Here is an 18584-nt window from a genome sequence, read left to right as displayed (position 1 = left end):
TCCAGACTCACGTCACCGCGCCGTCGCCGGCAGGGGAGCGCGCGTCCCGCGGCTGAGCGGCCGCAGCGCCACCACGATCGCGATCACCGGCACCGCGAAGGCGAGCGGGCGCAGGACGAACGCGCCGAGCATCGCGGCGTAGCCCGCGCCCAGCACGACCGCGATCAGGACGCGAGCCTGCGTCGCCGCCCGCACCCGCGCGCCGAACCACCAGCCGACCGCGGCGCCGCCGGCGAGGGCGGCGGCGGTCGCGCCGGGGACGTTCCATTCCGGCGCGTGCGCGTACGAGTACGCCTCGGCGCCCAGCGCGGCGATCGCGCACGTCAGCGGTCCCCAGGTCGCGAGGCCCCTCCGCGACCGCAGGCCGAGCGCCGCCAGCAGCGGGATCGCCGCGGCGAGCAGGATCGTCATGCCCTGCACCAGCGCGAGCGTCCCGTCCGTCGCGGCCGGCGACCAGGCCGATCCGGTCAGCGCGTAGCCGATCCCGGCGGCGCCGGACGCGGCGCTCAGCCAGGCGAGCGGGCGCGAGGGTGACGCGTCCGCCCGCCGGAGCGGCCGCGCCGGGGCGGCGCCGCGGCGATCCATCGCGAAGAACGCCGTCCCCGCCGCGACCAGCACCGTCACGAGCGACTGCACCAGCGACAGTCCGATGACCGGCGCCACCACGAGGCCGCTCGCCGCGGCTGCGAGCCAGCGGATGGGGCGTCGCGCGAGGCCGCGCACCAGCAGGCCGTCGACGAGCAGCGCGAGCGCGACCGCCCCCACGGCCCACGCCGCGGCGAACAGCGCCATCCATCCGGCGGCGAGACCCGTCATCGGCCGGCCCGCGTCGGCGAGGTCGAAGCCGAGCGACCAGCCCACCTGCGTCAGGGCGGCCAGGCCGAACGCGGCCCACGCGAGGATCAGGATCGCCACCGCGCGCCGCGTGGACAGCAGCCGGTGCGCCCGCAGGAGCGACAGGATCGCCGTGGCCGCGAGACCGGGCGCGAGGAGGATCCCGACCGCGGGGAACGCCGGCCCGAGGCCGAAAGGGCCCGCCAGCCCGGTCGAGGCGCCGATCGCGATCGCGGCGAGGGCGATCCACCAGGCGAGGCGCCGGGGCATGGTCTCCGCGGGCGCGGCGCGCTCGGCCTGATCCAGCGTCATGTCCGCAACCTAGCGCCCGGCACCGGGGAAGTCGACGACTGCCCGGGCAGACCGCGCACGGGTGTCCGCTCAGCCGTGCCGGGGGACAATGGACCCATGAGTGCCACACCCGAGCGATCCATCGACCACGCCAAGGAAGGCCGGGCGGTGAGCGTCGACTCGATCGAGCAGGCATTCGTGCGCTACGGCACACCCGTCGGCAACCTCGAGCTGCTGCGCGGCATCGCCGCCGGCGTCGGGGAGGGATCGACGCTCGTCGGCTTCCGCACGTACTTCAAGATCGAGCGCGCCGGCGGCGGCCCCGCCCTCGAGGTGCATGACGGCTACACGACGGGCTTCCGGTCGGAGGCCGACGCCGAGCGACTCGCGGGCGACCGTCCGCGCTGGGTCAGCCGCCGCTTCCGCGGCGCATGGGGGATCACGCACTTCGAGACGCGCGAGCGCCCGCTGGCCGATCGCAAGTCGCTGCCGAAGGCGAAGCGCGAGACCGTGGCCCGCACGGCCGCCGCGCCGCGCAGCGGCGCGACCGAGCCGCGCGAGGGGCAGGTCTGCATGACGTGCTTCATGCAGATGCCGCTCACCGGCGTCTGCCCCAACTGCGGCTGACGGGCCGCGCGGCGCGGGTCATCCGCGCCGTCCGCTCCGTAGACGGCCCGAGGGACGCGCGTCAAGCCACGTGCGCCCGGCCCGCTCCGATGCGACGGTGAGACCACCGACGAACGAAGGAGCAGGCATGACCGATCTCCGCATCGCCGTGATCCTCGGCAGCACCCGCCCCGGGCGGAACGGGAAGGCCGTGGCCGACTGGGTGATGGAGCAGGCCCAGGGCCGGCCCGCCGCCTACGAGCTGATCGACCTCGCCGATCACGAGCTCCCGCCGCTCGACGAACCCGTGCCGCCGTCGCAGGGGCGGTACCGGAACGAGCACACGAAGCGGTGGGCGGAGCTCGTCGACCGCCACGACGGCTACGTGTTCGTCACACCCGAGTACAACCGGTCGACCTCCGGCGCGCTGAAGAACGCGATCGACTACGCGTACGCGGAGTGGAACGACAAGGCCGCGGGGTTCGTCGGCTACGGATCCCTCGGCGGCGCCCGCGCCATCGAGCATCTGCGCGGCATGTGCGGCGAGCTGCAGATCGCGGATGTCCGCACCGCGGTGAACTTCCTCCTCGCCACCGACTTCGAGGACTTCCACGAGTTCACGCCCGGCGATCACCACGCGCCGATCGCGCAGGACATGCTCGCCCAGCTCGAGCGCTGGGCCGGGGCGCTGAAGCCGCTGCGGGCATGAGACCGCCCTCGCGTCGCCGACCGCGGGTAGCGTCGGACGGGTGACGGATCGGGACGGCCTGCGCAGCGCGCGGGCGCAGCTCGCGGCGTTGGCGGGTGCGGACCCGCGGCCATGGCTGGTCGACATGCCGGCGGCAGCGTCGCCCCGGGCCGCGTCGGTGCTGATGCTGTTCGGCGTGCTGGACCGGCTCCCGGCCGAGTCCCGCGAGGCCGCGGTCTCGCGCGACCTCGACGTGCTGCTGCTCTCGCGCGCCGCGACGCTGCGGTCCCATCCGGGGCAGGTCGCCTTCCCGGGCGGGCGCGCGGATCCGGGCGATCCGGATCCCGTCGCGACCGCGCTGCGCGAGGCGCGCGAGGAGACCGGGCTGGATCCGTCCGGCGTCGACGTGCTCGGCGCGCTGCCCGAGGTGCCGCTCGCGTTCTCGCGCCACCTGGTGACGCCCGTGCTCGGCTGGTGGCGGGTGCCGTCGCCCGTGCGCGTCGTGGACGAGGGGGAGTCCGCCGCCGTCTTCCGCGCCCCCGTCGCCGACCTCCTGGATCCCGCGCGCCGCGGCGTCACGGTCATCCGGCGCGACGGGCGCGAGTGGCGCGGGCCCGCATTCACGGTCGGCGAGCACCTCGTGTGGGGTTTCACCGCGATGCTGCTCGACGCGCTGTTCGACCGGCTGGGCTGGACCGAGGACTGGGATCGGGACCGGATCGTGCCGCTCGCACCGGGCGGATGATCACCCGGTCGGCCGCCCCGGCGCACGCCGCCCCCGGATCAGGGCCCCAGCCTCCGCGTGATAAAGTCGCCCTTTGGAAGCGTGTCCGAGCGGCCGAAGGAGCATGGCTGGAATCCATGTAGGCGGGGTAACTCGTCTCGCAGGTTCAAATCCTGTCGCTTCCGCTCTCACGAAGCCCCGCACCTCGGTGCGGGGCTTCGTCGTTCTCGGGGTGCGGTCGCTCAGGCGGCCTCCTTCACGCGCGGGCGGATGACGAGCGAGCGCGGCAGCAGCGACGCGCGCAGGCGCTCGCGACCGGCGGGCAGCAGCGCGTGGCGCGCCTGCGTGAGCGCCCGCGCGAGATCGGGCCCGGCGGATCCGTCCGGCGGCGCGAAGCTCGCCCGCTCGATCCCGGCGACCAGGGGATCCAGGGCGGCCGGCGGCACGCGGTGATCCCGAGCCAGGTGCGCCGCGAAGACCCGCGGCGACTCGCTCTCGTCGACCGGCAGCCCCGCGTCGAGCACGATGTCCTGCAGCTCGCGCCACGCCGCGCCGGCGTCGCCGCGCCGCGCGGCCGCCAGCCGCAGGCCCCAGCGCACGGCGCGGACCGCGGCGGGCAGCGCCAGCAGGACCAGCACGCCCAGCGCGATCGCGAGGCCCCGCAGCAGGTTCGCCGGGTTGAACACGGCGGCGGTCGGGCCGGGCGCCCCGGCGTCGCCGCGGTCGACGTCGCGCGACGCGGTGGGGGCCGGCGTCGGCCCGCCGGTCGCCTCGGGCGCGTCGGTGGGGCCCACGCCGGGCGTCGTCTCGGAGCGCAGCGACGTCGGCGATCCGAGCCCCACGGTCGGCTCGAACGGCACCCACCCGATGCCGTCGAGGTAGGTCTCGGGCCACGCGTGCAGCTGCGAGCCGAGCACGGAGTAGACGTCCTGGTCGTCGATGTCCTCGCCGGTGTCGGTGCCGGGCAGGAAGCCGACGACCACGCGCGCGGGGATGCCGATCGAGCGGGCCATCACCGCGAACGTCGACGCGAAGTGCACGCAGTATCCGCTGCGGACCTCGAGGAAGCGCTGGATCGCGTCCATTCCGGACCCGTCGAAGCCCTCCTCGACGGGGGCCTCCAGCGAGTACGTGAAGCCGCCGCCCGTGCGGAACCAGCTCTGCATCGCCGCGAGCGCGTCGTACGCGTTGCCGGCTTCGCCGATCACCTCCTGCGTGATCGCACGCAGCTGCGCGGCCTGCTGGTCGTCCGGCAGCACGAGCGACTGGAAGAGGAACTCGGTCTCGTCACCCGGATCGGAGAGGAAGTCGGTCAGGCCGCCCGTCTGCCGCGGCATCACGGCGCGCGCCTGCTCGCGCGTCGGCTGCGGCTCCTGCGACAGCACCGTGTACCGCTGCCCGAGCGCGCTCGTCGAGGTGCTGCGGACGGTGCGGTTGAGCGGGTTGACCTGCCACCCGCCCGCGACGCCCTCGACCGCGGTCGCGGGGTACGGCACCGGCAGGTAGGTGCCGGTCAGGCGGGTGATCTCCACCGACGTGGTGCGCTCGGCCAGGCCCGCGGTCGAGGACACGGGCCCGAGCGCGACGCCGTCCGCGCCGCCTCCGTCGGGGGCCCACGTCACGCCGTCGAACTGCGTGAGCGTCGCGACGCGCAGGTACGGCGCCGTCGGCCGGTCGGTGCGCACGCGCAGCACCTCGATGTCGGCGGGGCGGCGCAGGTCGTCGCCCAGGTCGAGGCTCGCCGAGATCGTCGACGTGCGCCCCGCTCCGCCGCCCGCCGGGGCCGCGAGCGGCACCATCGGCGCCAGGATCAGCGCCGCCAGCACCGATCCCACGCCCAGCACCGCGGCCCACGTCGACGCGACCGGGCCCGCCTCCATCCCGGGACGGCGCGAGCGGATCTCGGTGCGCGCGATCCAGAGGATCGCGGCGATCAGGATCACGGCGGAGACGAGATCCGGATCCCCCGGCACGGCGAGCTGCGGGATCACGAACACCGTGATGAGCACGAGCGCCCCGAGCAGCGGAAGGCGCGTCGCGCGCACGATGTGCCCGACGCATAACGCGAGCAGGCCGCCCGCCGCGATCAGCACGAACGCGAACTCGGGGCTGGGCTCCATGGGGGCCACGCCCTCGACGATCTCGGTGCTCACGGTCGCGAACACGCGCGGCAGGTCCTCGAGCACGTCGGCCGTGGGCAGCAGGCCGAGCAGCGCATCCTCGTGGCCGAGCACGGCCGTGGCGCACACGGTCCAGACCAGCAGCTCGACCGCCGCGGCGACGACGCCCGGCAGGCCGATGCGGCGCACGGCGTACCCGGCGAGCAGCACGAGCGCGACCACCAGGATCGCGCCGGGCAGCCACGACGGCAGGACGAGCCGCGCGATCGGCAGCATCGCGGCGATCGTCGCGACCCCGACGCCGAGCGTGAGCCCGAGGTCGCCGCGCGTGCCGCGGCGGCGGGCGGGGGCGGAGTGCGGCGGCGCCCACCGCGGCGGCCCCTGGACCTCCTCGTGCGGCGCGGGGGGAGCCTCAGCGACCGGCACGGGCGCTCACCGCCTCGCGCCGCGGATCCTCGTCGGGCCGCGTCGCGGCCAGCCACGCGGACTCGACGTCGTGTCCCAGCCGGGCGACGTGCCACCCGGCCCGCGACGCGCGCTCGAGCGCATCGCCCTGCGGATCCGCGCACAGCAGGATGGCGCGCGAGGCCTGCGCGGCGACGGGGCCGAGCTCCGCGACGTCCGCGGGCATCAGGCGCCCGGCGATCAGGATCACCGGGGCCGCGGACCAGTTGCCGATGCCCGCGGCGAGCCGCGACAGCGTGTCCTCGCCGCGCGGTGCGAGCGAGGCGAACGACACCAGCAGCGCCGACATGTCGTCGTGCGACTCGACCAGGCCGATCGGGGCGCCGTCGCTGTCGACCACGCTCACCGAGTAGCCGTCGCGCGCGAGGCTCCACGCCGCCGAGACGCACAGCGTCACCGCGGCCTCGAACTGCTCGTCGCCGAAGTGCGACGCGGTCTGCCCCCAGCGCGCGATGCCGCGGTCGAGCACGACGATCGCCCGCGGGGTGGTCTCGCGCTCCTCCTCGCGCACCATGAAGGCGCCGTGGTGCGCGGACGCGCGCCAGTGGATCCGCCGCATCGAGTCGCCCGGTGCATACGGCCGCGGGATCAGGTTGTCGGCGCCCTGCCCGTGCCGGCCGGTCGTGAGCTGCGAGCTGCCGATCGCGCCCGGCGATCCGGGCAGCGGCGGCAGCGGCATCACGGCCGGGACGATCGTCACGGCCGTGCGCATGCCGATCGTCGTGCGGCGCCGCGCGAGACCGAACGGATCGACCGCGGCCGTCTGCAGCGGCCCGATCGAGTGCCGGCCGCGCCGCATGCCGATCACCGCGTACGACACGTGCAGCGTGCCGCGCCCGCCCGGAGGCAGCTCGCCCATGGGTCCGTCGGGCGCGGCGTCCGTGCCGATCGGCCGCAGCGCGGCGGGCAGCTCGTCGCGCCACGTGCCGCCCGGCACGGGCCGCGCCGACAGCAGCAGCCGCGCCTCCACGCGGGAGATGCCGCCGACGCTCGCGACATCCGTCGACAGGGAGCGGTCGACGTCCGTGACCCTCCCCGCCAGGCCCAGGGTGATCCATCCGCCCACCACGAGCAGCACGAGCGCCAGCCCGAACAGCGCCAGCTCGATGCGGCCCAGCGCGCTCGCCGTGATCAGCAGCGCGACGCCGAGCAGCACGGCGCCGAGCCCGCGCAGCGTCAGCGGTGCTCCGCCGAGGCGGCGGGGGGACGAGGCGCGCGACATGGTCGTGACCGGCTCAGCGCACCGCGAGTGGCACCCGCACGGACGCCGCGACCTTGTCGAGGATCTGCGGCACCGGATCCCCGGACCGATGCGCCCCCGAGGCGCTGCGGGACGGGATGAGCCGGTGCGCGAACACCGGCACGAGAAGGTCGGTCACGTCATCCGGGATCACGAAGCCGCGGCCGTCGAGCGCCGCCCACACCTTCGCGGCGCGCACGAGCTGCAGCGTCGCGCGGGGCGAGGCGCCCAGCAGCAGATCGGGGTGCGCGCGCGTGGCCTGCGCGAGCGAGACCGCGTACTCCTCCAGCGCGGGCGCGACGTGCACCGAGCGGGCGAACCGGATGAGCGCCGCCACCTCCTCGACCGACACCACCGGCCGCACGGCCGCGAGCGGGTTCTCGGTGTCGCGCTGGCGCAGCATCAGCGCCTCGGCCTGCGCGTCGGGGTAGCCCATCGAGATGCGCAGCATGAAGCGGTCGCGCTGCGCCTCGGGGAGGGGATACGTGCCCTCCATCTCGAGCGGGTTCTGCGTCGCGACCACGAGGAACGGATCCGGCAGGGCGTGCGACGTGCCGTCGACCGTCACCTGACGCTCCTCCATGGCCTCCAGCAGCGCCGACTGCGTCTTGGGGGAGGAGCGGTTGATCTCGTCCGCGATCACGATGTTGGCGAACACCGCGCCCGGCGTGAACGAGAACTCGCGCGTGGCCGGATTGAACACCGACACGCCCGTCACGTCGCTCGGCAGCAGATCCGGAGTGAACTGGATGCGCCGCACGCGCGCCTGGATCGACGCCGCCACCGCGCGCGCGAGCACGGTCTTCCCGACGCCCGGCACATCCTCGATCAGCAGGTGGCCCTCGGCGAGCAGCGCGACCAGCGCCGAGCGCACCGCCTGCGGCTTTCCGTCGATCACGGAGGTCACCGAGCGGATGATCGCGTCGGTCGCCTGCTGGAAGCGGTCCGGGGTCAGGGACTCGGGCATCTTGCTCCTCGGTCTCGTCGCGTCCGCCCGACCCATCCGTCGTGTCTTGCGCGTCTGGGTACATCTTGCCCCCTGGGCGCCCGTCCCGCGCCGCCTCGATGTGCCGGATCCGCGAGCGTCGTCTAGAATGGACGAAGCTCTCCGCGTGGCGACATCCAGGCCAACTCCCCCAGGACGGAAACGTAGCAAGGGTAACCAGGCTCTGTCGGGTACGCGGAGAGTCTTATTTTTTTCGGTAGTGCATTGGGCGTGGTCGATCACAGTTCTCTTTGCCGCTTCGCGGGGTAGTGCGTGGAACGTGATCGATCGCTCGGCCCGCGCAAGCGCGGGCACTCGCGATCGATGGCTGTCGCAGGCTCCATCCGGGGACGGACGTCGCGTTCGCGAGGGGTCGGCAGTCGCTTCGCTCCACGCTCGCTTCGCTCGCACGGGGGCGAGGCTTCGTGGGTCGGACGGAACGGCGAGTCGAGCCATCCGGGCATGAGAACGGCCGGGCCCCGCGGCGCTGCGGGGTCCGGCCGGTCTCGTCGGGCCGTTCGGGTCGGCCCGGGCTCTCAGTCGGCGCCGGCCGAGATGGCCTGCGCGGTCTGGAGAGGCGACTCCTCGAGCCCGTCGGCGCGCGTGAGGTGACGGCGGCCCGTCAGCACGATCACCGCCGAGATCAGCAGGACGACCACGCCCAGCACGAACGGCACCGCGGTCGATTCGAACACGGTCTCGCCCAGCCACGACGCCAGCGGCGGGGCGATCGCGCCGCCCAGGAACCGCACGCCCGAGTACGTGCTCGAGGCGACCGAGCGGGGCAGATCCGTGGCGTCCATCGAGACCTCGGTCAGCACCGTGTTCATCACGCCCAGCAGCAGGCCGCCCACGATCACCAGGACGATGAGCGCCGTCGCGCTGGACGACAGCAGCGCCATCAGCAGCTCGACGACCGCGAGCGCCGGCAGCACCGCGATCAGCACCGTCGTGCGACGCATCCGCGCGGTCAGGAGGGGCGCGACGAACACCGACGTGATCGCGACCGCGAGGCCCCAGCCGAAGAAGATCCAGCCGAGCGTCATGGCGTCGTCCAGGCCGAGCGGCACGAGCGCGAACGGCGTCCACGCGAGCAGCACGAAGAAGCCCATGTTGTAGAAGAGCGCGGTGAAGGCCATCACGAGCAGCGACCGGTTGCCGAGCGCGCGGAACGGGGCCGACAGCTTCGTGGGCTGCGGCACCGCCTTCGGCATCCGCAGCAGCGTGATGATCGCGACGAATCCGACGGCCATCAGCACGGCTGTGCCGAAGAACGGAGCGCGCCACGAGACCGTGCCGAGCAGGCCGCCCAGCAGCGGGCCGATCGCGAGGCCGACGCCGAGCGCGGCCTCGTACAGGATGATCGCGCCGGCGGCGCCGCCGCTCGAGGCGCCGATGATCGTCGCGAGCGCGGTGGAGATGAACAGGGCGTTGCCGAGGCCCCAGCCCGCGCGGAAGCCGATCACGCCGCCGACCGAGCCCGAGAGCCCCGCGAGCGCCGCGAAGACGACGATGACGGCGAGGCCCATGAGCAGCGTCCTCTTCGCGCCGATCCGGCTCGACAGCCACGACGTGAAGAACATCGCCGCGCCGGTGATCAGCAGGTAGGTCGTGAACAGCAGCGAGGTCTCGGTGCTGGTCGCCTGCAGCTCCTTGGCGATGGCGGGCAGGATCGGGTCCACGAGGCCGATGCCCATGAAGGACACGACGCATGCGAACGCGATCGCCCAGACGGCGAGGGGCTGCTTCAGGATGCTGCTGCCCCCGGGGGCGTGGGCGTTGTTGTTCACTTCGACTCGCTTCGCTCGCTCAGTACGGCTCATTCGGATCCGTTCGGGTAATCGGTCGTGCGCGCCCGCAAGAGGGCGGCCGTGGTCTGGATCGCGGCCCACTCGTCGTCCGTGAGGGCGGCGAACCGCGGGGTGAGGGCTTCGCGGACGGTCTCGATCCACGCGCGGCGCGCGGCGCGACCGGCGTCGGTGATCTCGATCACGACCGCGCGGGCGTCCGTGGGGTCCGGGCGCTTCTCCACCAGCGACTCGGCGGTCATCAGCTCGACGAGACGCGTCATCCCGGGCTGGGTCACGCCGCACGCGGCCGCGACGGCGCCGACGCGCAGCGGCCCGTTCTCCTCCAGCGCGGACAGCGCCCGCCACTGCGCCACGGGCGTCGTGGATCCTGCCTCACGCGCGACGATCCGGCCGAGGCGGTGCGCCGCGGCGAGGATGTCGGTCAGCGCCTCCAGATTCTGCATGCCTTGATTATATACCTTGGGCATATGATCAGGCGCCGCCGTCGAACGCGAGATCGCTCGCCCGCCGGGATCAGCCGGGTGCGGGAGCCCACGGGACGTGACCGACGCGGTGCTGCTCGTCGTCGAAGACATGCCCCATGCGCTTGGCATAGTGCAGCAGGATGCCCCGGTCCGCGACGCGCACGTCGTGGCCGTGCACGATCTGCGCCTCCACATCCGGCGCCTCCGACAGCGAGCGCAGCCAGACGACGGTGTAGAGGTTCGCCGCCCCGCCCGCGAACGCCGCGCACACGCGAGACAGCGGCATCCGGCTGATCCGCAGCGCCGTCTCGTGCAGGCGCTCCGCGGGCACCACGATCCACAGCACCAGGGAGTGCGGCCAGTGCGGCTGATCGAGCCGCACGTCGACGCGCTGCACGATCTGCTCCTCTCGCAGAGCCCGTTGCACGGCTCGCCGGGCGTGGGCCTCGCTCGTGTTCAGAGCGTGCCCGAGCTCCGCGCTCGAGGCGCGGCCATTCCGCTCCAGCACGCCCACCGCCGCGCGCAGCGCGTGAGGCGACAGCGGGGATCCCGGCGTGCGGCGAGGCTGCGCCCGGGTGCGCCCGGGGGAGCCCGCGCGCCAGTGCGAGCCGTCTCGGAACACCCGCGTCAGCGGCATCATCCGCACCCGCATCACTCCGTCGTGCCCGCCGAGGGCCCGCTGGGTCAGTCGCCGCAACGCGAGCATGTCGTCTGCGAACACCGTGAGCAGCAGGTCGTGCTCTCCGGTGATGACGGACACCGTGAGGATCTGCGGATGTGCGGCCACCGCCTGCGCGAGGTCGTCCGCTGTCCCCGGGCGGCACTGGACGGCGACGAGCGCCGTCACGACGCCCGAATCCCAGCCGGCGTGCGTGGTGATCCACGCCGCATCCGCCTCGACCAGGCGCTGCCAGCGTCTGCGCACGGTGGGTGCGCTGACGCCGAGAGCCTGTGCGATGCGCGCCCACGGTGCCCGCGGGTCGTCCTGCATCGCGTCGACCAGCGCCAGGTCCCATTCGGACAGGCGGGAGCCGGATGATGCGTCGACGAGATCCATATCGGACATCTTGGACCGTCATTCCTCGGATTTCGATCCCCGAAATCGCCCCGAAGCATGGGATCTGCACACTGGGGGGCACCCCACCGAAGACCGGGATCCACCGACCAGCGACGGAGCGCACATGCCTCGACTCGAGACCACGGAGCTGACCCTCGCCGACGCGCGCGGCGTCAGCGGCCGCATCCTTCAGCGGATCGAGCGGGTCGGCAACCGACTGCCGCACCCCTTCTTTCTGTTCCTGATCCTCGCCGGCATCGTCGCGGTCGCATCCGCGATCGCCGCCGGCCTGGGCGCCACCACGACGGACCCCGCCACCGGCGACGCGGTGGCGGTCAAGAGCATCCTGTCGCCGGAGGGACTCGCGTACGCCGTCACGAGCGCGATCGACAACTTCGTCTCGTTCCCGCCGTTCGGGCTCATCATCACCGTGATGCTGGGCATCGGGGTGGCCGAGCGCGTCGGGCTGCTCGGCGCCTTCATGCGCGGTGCCGTGCTGTCGGCGCCCCGGTGGGCGGTCACGTTCGTGGTCGTGTTCGTCAGCCTCATGGGCAACCTCGCGTCCGACTCGTCCATGGTGATCCTGCCCCCGCTCGCCGCCGCGGCGTTCCTCGCCGCGGGGCGGCATCCGCTGGCCGGCTTCATCACGTCGTACGCGGCGGTGGTCGCCGGGTTCAGCGCCAACGTCGTACCCGCGGGCACCGACGTGCTGATGTCCGGAATCAGCACGTCCGCCGCGCAGATCGTGGATCCCGACGCGGAGATCTCGGTGCTCGCGAACTACTTCTTCTTCGCGACGTCGACCGTGATCCTGGCGGTCGTCATCACATTCGTCTGCCAGCGCTTCCTCGAGCCGCGGCTCGGGCCCTACGAGGGCGAGCGCGATCGCGGCGACGCAGAGCGCCTCGGAGGACGGGAGCGGCGCGGGCTGCTCGTGGCGGTCATCGCGATCGCGGTCTACATCGCGCTCGTGGCGGCCGCGGTGCTGTGGCCGGGCTCGTCGCTGCAGGGCGAGGACGGCGAGCTGCTGCAGTCGCCGTTCATGTCGAGCATCCCGGTGTTCATCCTGCTGTTCTTCCTGGTCGGCGGCGTCTCGTACGGCATCGCCGCCGGCACGCTCACCCAGTGGGCGCAGGTGCCCGAGATGATGACCGAGACCGTGAAGGAGCTCGTGCCGTTCATCGTCGTGATCTTCACGGCGGCGCAGGCCATCGCGTGGTTCGGCTGGTCGCAGCTCGGCCTGCTGCTGGCGACCGGCGGCGCCGAGGTCATGGAGCAGACCGGGCTCGGCGGCATCTGGGGCCTCGCGCTGTTCAGCGTGTTCGTGTGGCTGCCGGCGCTGCTGCTGACGAGCGGCTCGGCGCTGTGGACCCTGCTCGCGCCGATCTTCGTGCCGATGTTCATGCTCAACGGCGTCGACCCGGCCTACGTGCAGGCGGCGTTCCGCATCACCGACTCGGCATCCAACCCGCTGGTGCCGATGAACCCCATGCTCCCCGTGATCCTCGGGCTGATGCAGAAGTGGGCGCCCAAGGGCGGCCTCGGCACGCTGTTCAGCCTGGTGATGCCGTTCACGTTCGTGATCTGGGGGGTCTGGATGCTGCAGCTGCTCGTCTGGGGGCTGGTCGGCCTGCCGGTCGGCCCGGGACACGAGCTGATGATCCAGCGATGACCACGACGAACCCGCGAGAGGAACACCCCATGACCGACACCGCCGTCCCCGCCCTCGTGGACGAGCTGCGCGCGCACCTCGGACCCGTGCTGCCGCTGCTCGTCGACGTGGCCGCCGACCTGCACGCCCACCCCGAGATCCGCTTCACCGAGGTGCACGCCGCCGTGCGGCTGACGGCCGAGCTCGACGCCGCGGGCTTCGCGGTCGAGCGCGGCTTCGCGGGGCTGGAGACGGCGTTCGTGGGCCGCTGGCAGACGTCCGATGCGCGGGACGACACGCCCTCGATCGCGGTGTTCTGCGAATACGACGCGCTGGAGGGCATCGGCCACGCGTGCGGGCACAACATCATCGCGGCCGCCGGCCTCGGGGCGGCGCTGCTGCTCAAGTCCGCGCTCGAGGCCGCCCCCGGCACACCGGCGCGCCTCGTGGTGATCGGCAGCCCGGGCGAGGAGGGCGCCGCGGGCAAGGTGCCGATGATCGACGGCGGCGTGCTGGAGGGCATCGACCTCGCGATCATGGTGCACCCCTCGGGACACGACTCGGTCGACGGCACGACGCTGTCCCGCGTGGCGCTGGACGTCGAGTTCCGCGGCCGGGCCAGTCACGCAGCCGCCAGCCCGGAGCGCGGCATCAACGCGCTCGACGCCGTGACGCTCTCGCTCACCGCGATCGGGCTGCTGCGCCAGCAGCTGACCGACGACGCCCGCGTGCACGCGATCGTCACGGACGGGGGCCAGGCGCCCAACATCATCCCCGAGCATGCGGCGCTGCGGGTGTTCGTGCGGGCGGCCGAGCAGGATCACCTGCTCGCCGATGTCGTGCCCCGCGTGCGGGCCTGCTTCCAGGGCGCCGCGATCGCGACCGGCTGCGAGGTGCTGGTCGAGGAGCGCACCCCGCCGTACTTCTCCCTGGTGTCGAACCCGGTGCTCGCCGAGCTCGCGCGAGCGGCGTACGAGCGGCTCGGACGCGAGGTCGCGAACGAGCCGATCACGGGATCCACCGACATGGGCAACGTGAGCCACGTCGTTCCGTCGATCCACCCGATGGTGCGTCTGGTCCCGGACGGCGTGCCGCACACGCGCGAGTTCGCCGCGGCGGCCGGCGGCCCGGAGGCCGAGCCCGCGATCGCCGACGGCGCCCTGATGCTCGCCGCGACCGCCCTGGCCGTGTACCGCGATCCCGCGATCGCCGTCGCGGCGCGCGAGGCCTTCGACGCGAGGTGACACCGGAGCTCCCTCCCGGAGGCCCTGCCCCGGCCGTAGGCTGAGGCCGTGGCGAGGAGCATCTACATCACCTCCGCGGAGGGGCACTCCGGCAAGTCCACGATCGCTCTCGGCGTGCTCGACGCGCTGAGTCGTGCGACGCCGAAGGTGGGGGTGTTCCGGCCCGTCGCCCGATCCACGACCGAGCGCGACTACGTGCTCGAGCTGCTGCTCGGGCACGACGGCGTCGACCTCGACTACGACGAGTGCGTCGGCGTCACCTACGACGACGTGCGCGCCGATCCCGAGGCCGCGCTCGGCACGATCGTGGGGCGCTTCAAGGCCGTCGAGGCGCAGTGCGACGCGGTCGTCGTGGTCGGCACGGACTACACCGACGTCGGCAGCCCCGCCGAGCTGGCCTACAACGCCCGCATCGCCGCGAACCTCGGAACCCCGGTGCTGCTCGTCCTCGGCGGCCGCGCGCAGCAGGGCCAGGCCGAGCAGCTCGGCACCACGACCGCCCGCACCCCCGACGAGATGGGTCAGCTCGCGCACCTCGCCCTGCCGGAGCTGGAGCGCAGCCGGGCCGAGCTCGCGGCCGTCGTCGTGAACCGCGCGGATCCGGATCGGCTGGACGAGATCGCGTCGGCCGTCGCGTCGGCGATCGGATCGGGGGCGTCCGTGTGGGCGCTGCCCGAGGACCGGATGCTCGTCGCGCCGTCGATGCAGGACATCCTGCGCGCCGTCGACGGCACCATGCTGAAGGGCGACGAGCAGCTGCTCGTGCGCGAGGCGCTGGGCGTCGTCGTGGCCGGCATGTCGATGGTGAACGTGCTGCCGCGCCTCAGCGAGGGCGCGGTCGTCGTCATCCCCGCCGACCGCACCGAGGTGCTCCTGGCCGCGCTGCTCGCGAACCAGTCGGGCACGTTCCCGTCGCTCGCGGGCATCGTCCTGAACGGCCCCTTCCCGGTGCCCGACGACGTGCTGCGCCTGATCGACGGGCTCGGATCGACCCTGCCGATCGTGTCGACGGATCTCGGCACGTACGAGACCGCGGTGCGCGTGATGGGCGCGCGCGGGCGCGCATCCGGATCCGGCCGCCGCTACGACACGGCGCTGACCATGTTCGAGCAGCACGTCGACACCGCCGAGCTGACGCGCGTGCTCGGCGTCGCGCGCGCGACCGTCGTGACGCCGCTGATGTTCGAGTACGGCCTGCTCGAGCGCGCCCGCGCCGATCATCGCCGCATCGTGCTGCCCGAGGGCGACGACGACCGCGTGCTGAAGGCCGCCGCGTCGCTGCTCAAGCGCGGCGTGGCCGACCTCACGATCCTCGGCGACCCCGACGCCATCCGGGCCCGCGCGACCGAGCTCGGGCTGGACCTGACGGACGCGACCCTGCTGAGCCCCTTCGATCCGGAGCTCGTGGAGCGCTTCGCGACCGAGTACGCCAAGCTGCGCGCGCACAAGGGCGTGACGTACGAGAAGGCCGCCGACACCATCACGGACGTGTCGTACTTCGGCACGATGATGGTGCACCTGGGCCTCGCCGACGGCATGGTGTCGGGCGCGGCGCACACGACCGCCCACACGATCCGGCCCGCGTTCGAGATCATCAAGACCAAGCCCGGCGTGTCGGTCGTCTCGAGCGTGTTCCTGATGGCGCTCGCCGATCGCGTCCTGGTCTACGGCGACTGCGCCGTGATCCCGGATCCGACCAGCGAGCAGCTCGCGGACATCGCGATCTCGTCGGCCGCGACCGCCGCGCAGTTCGGCGTCGAGCCGCGCGTGGCGATGCTGTCGTATTCGACGGGGGAGAGCGGATCGGGCGCGGACGTCGACAAGGTGCGGCTCGCGACCCGGCTGGCCCGCGAGCGCGCGCCGGAGCTGCCGATCGAGGGGCCCATCCAGTACGACGCGGCCGCCGACAGCGCCGTGGCGAAGGCGAAGCTGCCGGAGTCGGATGTCGCGGGGCGCGCCACGGTGTTCGTCTTCCCGGATCTCAACACCGGCAACAACACCTACAAGGCCGTGCAGCGCTCGGCGGGCGCGGTGGCCATCGGACCGGTCCTGCAGGGGCTGAACAAGCCGATCAACGACCTCTCGCGCGGCGCCCTCGTCGGCGACATCGTCAACACGGTCGCCATCACGGCGATCCAGGCCCAGGGCGAGTGATGCTCGTGGATCGTGCCGCGGGTCATCCGGCGGGCATGTCCCAGTTGAGGCCGGAATGACGAGTCTTTCCGGCGCGAAGTGGGACACGGATCAGCGCAGAGCGGCACCAAGTGGGACACGGGTAGGGAGCAACCACGCATGAGCATCGTCCTCGTCGTCAACAGCGGGTCGTCGTCGTTCAAGTACCAGCTGCTCGACATGGCCACCGAGCGCGTGCTGGCGTCGGGGCTCGTCGAACGGATCGGCGAGGACGGCGGGATCGCCACGCACACCGTGCGATTCCACGCCGAGCCGCGGCAGCCGGCGCCCACAGTGCTCGAGTCGACGCACCAGATCGAGCGGTCGATCCCGGATCACGCCGCGGGGTTCGCGGCGATGCTCGACGCGTTCGCGCAGCACGGGCCCTCGCTCCACGACCACCCGCCCGTCGCGGTCGGGCACCGCGTGGTGCACGGCGGCGCGCGGTTCTTCGAGGCGACGCCCATCACGGACCTGATCGAGATCAACATCGACGAGCTGTCGGTGCTCGCGCCGCTGCACAACCCCGGCGCGCTGCAGGGCATCCGGGCCGCCCGGCGCGCGTTCGCGGACATCCCGCACGTCGCGGTGTTCGACACCGCGTTCCACCAGACGCTCGCCCCCGCGTCCTACACCTACGCGATCGACCGCGAGCTCGCCGAGCGGCATCGCATCCGGCGCTACGGCTTCCACGGCACGAGCCACGCGTACGTCAGCGCGAAGGCCGCGGAGTTCCTGGGCCGCGACGTCGCCGACCTGAAGCAGATCGTGTTCCACCTCGGCAACGGCGCCTCCGTCGCGGCGATCGACGGCGGCCGCTCGGTCGAGACGTCCATGGGCCTGACCCCGCTCGAGGGCCTCGTGATGGGGACGCGGTCGGGCGACCTGGATCCGGCCGTGCTGCTGCATCTCGCGCGCCGCGCGTCGATGTCGATCGACGACCTCGACCGGCTGCTGAACAAGGGCAGCGGCATCCTGGGGCTCGCGGGCGTGACCGACATGCGCGACCTGTCCGCGCGACGCGAGGCGGGCGACGAGGCCGCGGGGCTCGCGTTCGACGTCTACATCCACCGGCTGCGCACGTATGCGGGCGCGTACCTGGCGCAGCTCGGCGGCGTGGACGTCATCGCCTTCACGGCCGGCGTCGGCGAGAACTCCGCCGAGGTGCGCGCCGCCGCGATGGAGACGCTGGGCTTCGCGGGCGTCGCGCTCGACCCCGAGCGCAACGCCGCGCGGACCCGCGGGCCGCACCGGATCTCGACCGACGACTCGCGCGTCGAGGTGCTGGTCGTGCCCACCAACGAGGAGCTCGAGATCGCGCGGCAGACGCTCGCGGTGACGGGCTGAGGCGGGTGCGCAATACCCGCGTAACGCGGCGGCGGCTACGCTGAGTCGCGTCGCCGAGCGATCCGGAGGAACCGTGTCCCGCCTGCCCGATCTCACCCAGTACGACGCCGTGCTCTTCGACCTGGACGGGGTCATCACGCCCACGGCCGAGGTGCACATGCACGCGTGGCGGACCATGTTCGAGCAGCTGTTCGCCGACTGGGACATCACGCCGTCGTACACCGACAGCGACTACTTCGACCACCTCGACGGCAAGAAGCGCTACGACGGCGTCGCGGCCCTGCTGCGCAGCCGCGACGTCGAGGTGCCGTGGGGCGATCCGTCCGACGCTCCCGAGCAGGACACGGTGTGCGGCATCGGCAACCGCAAGAACGTCGTGTTCTCGCGCGTGCTGCGCGAGGACGGCATCGCGCCCTACCCGGGCACGATGCGGCTGCTCGACATCCTCGACGCCGCCGGCGTGCCGTCTGCGGTCGTGTCGAGCTCGAAGAACGCCGAGGACGTGCTCGCGGCCGCCGGCATCCGCGCCCGGTTCCCCGTCGTGATGGACGGCGTCGTCGCCGAGCGCGAGCACCTCCCGTCCAAGCCCGCGCCCGACGTGTTCCTCGTCGCCGCGAAGATGGCGGGCGTGGATCCGTCGCGCGCCGCCGCGGTCGAGGACGCGATCTCCGGCGTCCAGTCCGCCGCCGCGGGCGACTTCGCCCTCGTCGTCGGCGTCGACCGCGGCGCCGGAGCCCACGCGCTCGAGAACGCCGGCGCGCACGTCGTGGTCTCGGACCTCGCGGAGTTCGCCGACGCGCACGGGAGCGCATCCTGATCCGGTCCCGCCGCCCGATCCGTCCGATCCGGCCCGTCCGTCCCCGTCCCGAACCCGAAGGATCTGCT

General features: G+C 73.1%; 15 protein-coding genes, 1 tRNA gene and 1 other RNA gene. 10 read left to right on the top strand and 7 right to left on the bottom strand.

The annotated features are described in order from the left end of the window. Positions 1-12: 12 nt before the first annotated feature. Positions 13-1146 carry a hypothetical protein gene (locus AAD528_RS10750; RefSeq protein ID WP_345752071.1) on the bottom strand — a complete coding sequence of 378 codons (1134 nt, stop codon included), beginning with the start codon at positions 1144-1146 and terminating at the stop codon, positions 13-15. 96 nt (positions 1147-1242) lie between these two features. Between AAD528_RS10750 and AAD528_RS10745 the strand changes: the two genes are divergently transcribed. The 4 genes from AAD528_RS10745 (at position 1243) to AAD528_RS10730 (ending at position 3328) form a co-directional block, all read left to right on the top strand. Continuing rightward, positions 1243-1752, top strand: coding sequence for a hypothetical protein (locus AAD528_RS10745; RefSeq protein ID WP_345752070.1), 510 nt, complete (start codon positions 1243-1245; stop codon positions 1750-1752). Positions 1753-1879: 127 nt separating this feature from the next. Further along, a complete protein-coding gene (locus AAD528_RS10740; protein ID WP_345752069.1) occupies positions 1880-2440 on the top strand; it encodes an NADPH-dependent FMN reductase in 561 nt (186 codons plus the stop codon). Between the two features lie 40 nt (positions 2441-2480). Beyond that, entirely contained in the window at positions 2481-3164 is a 684-nt protein-coding gene (locus AAD528_RS10735; protein ID WP_375339606.1) for an NUDIX hydrolase, read from the top strand. Positions 3165-3239: 75 nt separating this feature from the next. After that, positions 3240-3328 (top strand) — tRNA-Ser (locus AAD528_RS10730). A 57-nt stretch (positions 3329-3385) separates the two neighbouring features. On the opposite strand, the gene AAD528_RS10725 is transcribed toward AAD528_RS10730, so the two are convergent. From AAD528_RS10725 to AAD528_RS10715, 3 genes are read right to left on the bottom strand one after another with little or no spacing between them, the layout of a single operon-like run. After that, positions 3386-5689: a transglutaminase TgpA family protein gene (locus AAD528_RS10725; protein WP_345752068.1), complete on the bottom strand. Its 2304-nt coding sequence runs from the start codon at positions 5687-5689 to the stop codon at positions 3386-3388. Further along, complete coding sequence (locus tag AAD528_RS10720; protein ID WP_345752067.1) at positions 5676-6950, bottom strand: DUF58 domain-containing protein; 1275 nt, start codon at positions 6948-6950, stop codon at positions 5676-5678. The genes AAD528_RS10725 and AAD528_RS10720 overlap by 14 nt, the downstream gene beginning before the upstream one ends. 13 nt (positions 6951-6963) lie before the next feature. Further along, positions 6964-7935 (bottom strand): AAA family ATPase, encoded by a 972-nt coding sequence (locus tag AAD528_RS10715; protein ID WP_345752066.1) that lies wholly within the window; start codon positions 7933-7935, stop codon positions 6964-6966. A 132-nt stretch (positions 7936-8067) separates the two neighbouring features. Here AAD528_RS10715 and ffs point away from each other — a divergent pair. Then, an RNA gene (gene ffs / locus AAD528_RS10710) (signal recognition particle sRNA small type) lies at positions 8068-8164 on the top strand. A gap of 325 nt (positions 8165-8489) precedes the next feature. Here the strand turns inward: ffs and AAD528_RS10705 are convergent. The 3 genes from AAD528_RS10705 to AAD528_RS10695 all read right to left on the bottom strand — a co-directional run bounded on the left by AAD528_RS10705 (position 8490) and on the right by AAD528_RS10695 (position 11294). Continuing rightward, positions 8490-9743 (bottom strand): MFS transporter, encoded by a 1254-nt coding sequence (locus tag AAD528_RS10705; RefSeq protein ID WP_345752065.1) that lies wholly within the window; start codon positions 9741-9743, stop codon positions 8490-8492. Positions 9744-9772: 29 nt separating this feature from the next. Next, on the bottom strand, positions 9773-10207 hold the full coding sequence (locus AAD528_RS10700) for a MarR family winged helix-turn-helix transcriptional regulator (protein WP_345752064.1): 435 nt from the start codon (positions 10205-10207) through the stop codon (positions 9773-9775). Between the two features lie 70 nt (positions 10208-10277). Beyond that, positions 10278-11294: an AsnC family transcriptional regulator gene (locus AAD528_RS10695; RefSeq protein WP_345752063.1), complete on the bottom strand. Its 1017-nt coding sequence runs from the start codon at positions 11292-11294 to the stop codon at positions 10278-10280. A gap of 115 nt (positions 11295-11409) precedes the next feature. On the opposite strand from AAD528_RS10695, the gene AAD528_RS10690 reads away from it, so the two are divergent. The 5 genes from AAD528_RS10690 (at position 11410) to AAD528_RS10670 (ending at position 18516) form a co-directional block, all read left to right on the top strand. Next, on the top strand, positions 11410-12957 hold the full coding sequence (locus AAD528_RS10690) for an AbgT family transporter (protein ID WP_345752062.1): 1548 nt from the start codon (positions 11410-11412) through the stop codon (positions 12955-12957). Between the two features lie 29 nt (positions 12958-12986). Then, positions 12987-14180, top strand: a complete 1194-nt coding sequence (locus AAD528_RS10685) for an amidohydrolase (RefSeq protein WP_345752061.1) — start codon at positions 12987-12989, stop codon at positions 14178-14180. Positions 14181-14228: 48 nt separating this feature from the next. Beyond that, positions 14229-16334: a phosphate acetyltransferase gene (gene pta / locus AAD528_RS10680; protein ID WP_345752060.1), complete on the top strand. Its 2106-nt coding sequence runs from the start codon at positions 14229-14231 to the stop codon at positions 16332-16334. 138 nt (positions 16335-16472) lie between these two features. Further along, positions 16473-17699 carry an acetate/propionate family kinase gene (locus tag AAD528_RS10675; protein WP_345752059.1) on the top strand — a complete coding sequence of 409 codons (1227 nt, stop codon included), beginning with the start codon at positions 16473-16475 and terminating at the stop codon, positions 17697-17699. Between the two features lie 73 nt (positions 17700-17772). Further along, the gene (locus AAD528_RS10670) at positions 17773-18516 is read left to right on the top strand and encodes an HAD family hydrolase (RefSeq protein WP_345752058.1); all 744 of its coding nucleotides are present in this window, start codon (positions 17773-17775) and stop codon (positions 18514-18516) included. Positions 18517-18584 lie beyond the last annotated feature (68 nt).

The organism is Microbacterium rhizophilum (assembly GCF_039605615.1).
Taxonomy (GTDB): domain Bacteria; phylum Actinomycetota; class Actinomycetes; order Actinomycetales; family Microbacteriaceae; genus Microbacterium; species Microbacterium rhizophilus.
Note: the sequence above shows the minus strand (reverse complement) of the source record. Positions and strands in the feature narration are given on the sequence as shown.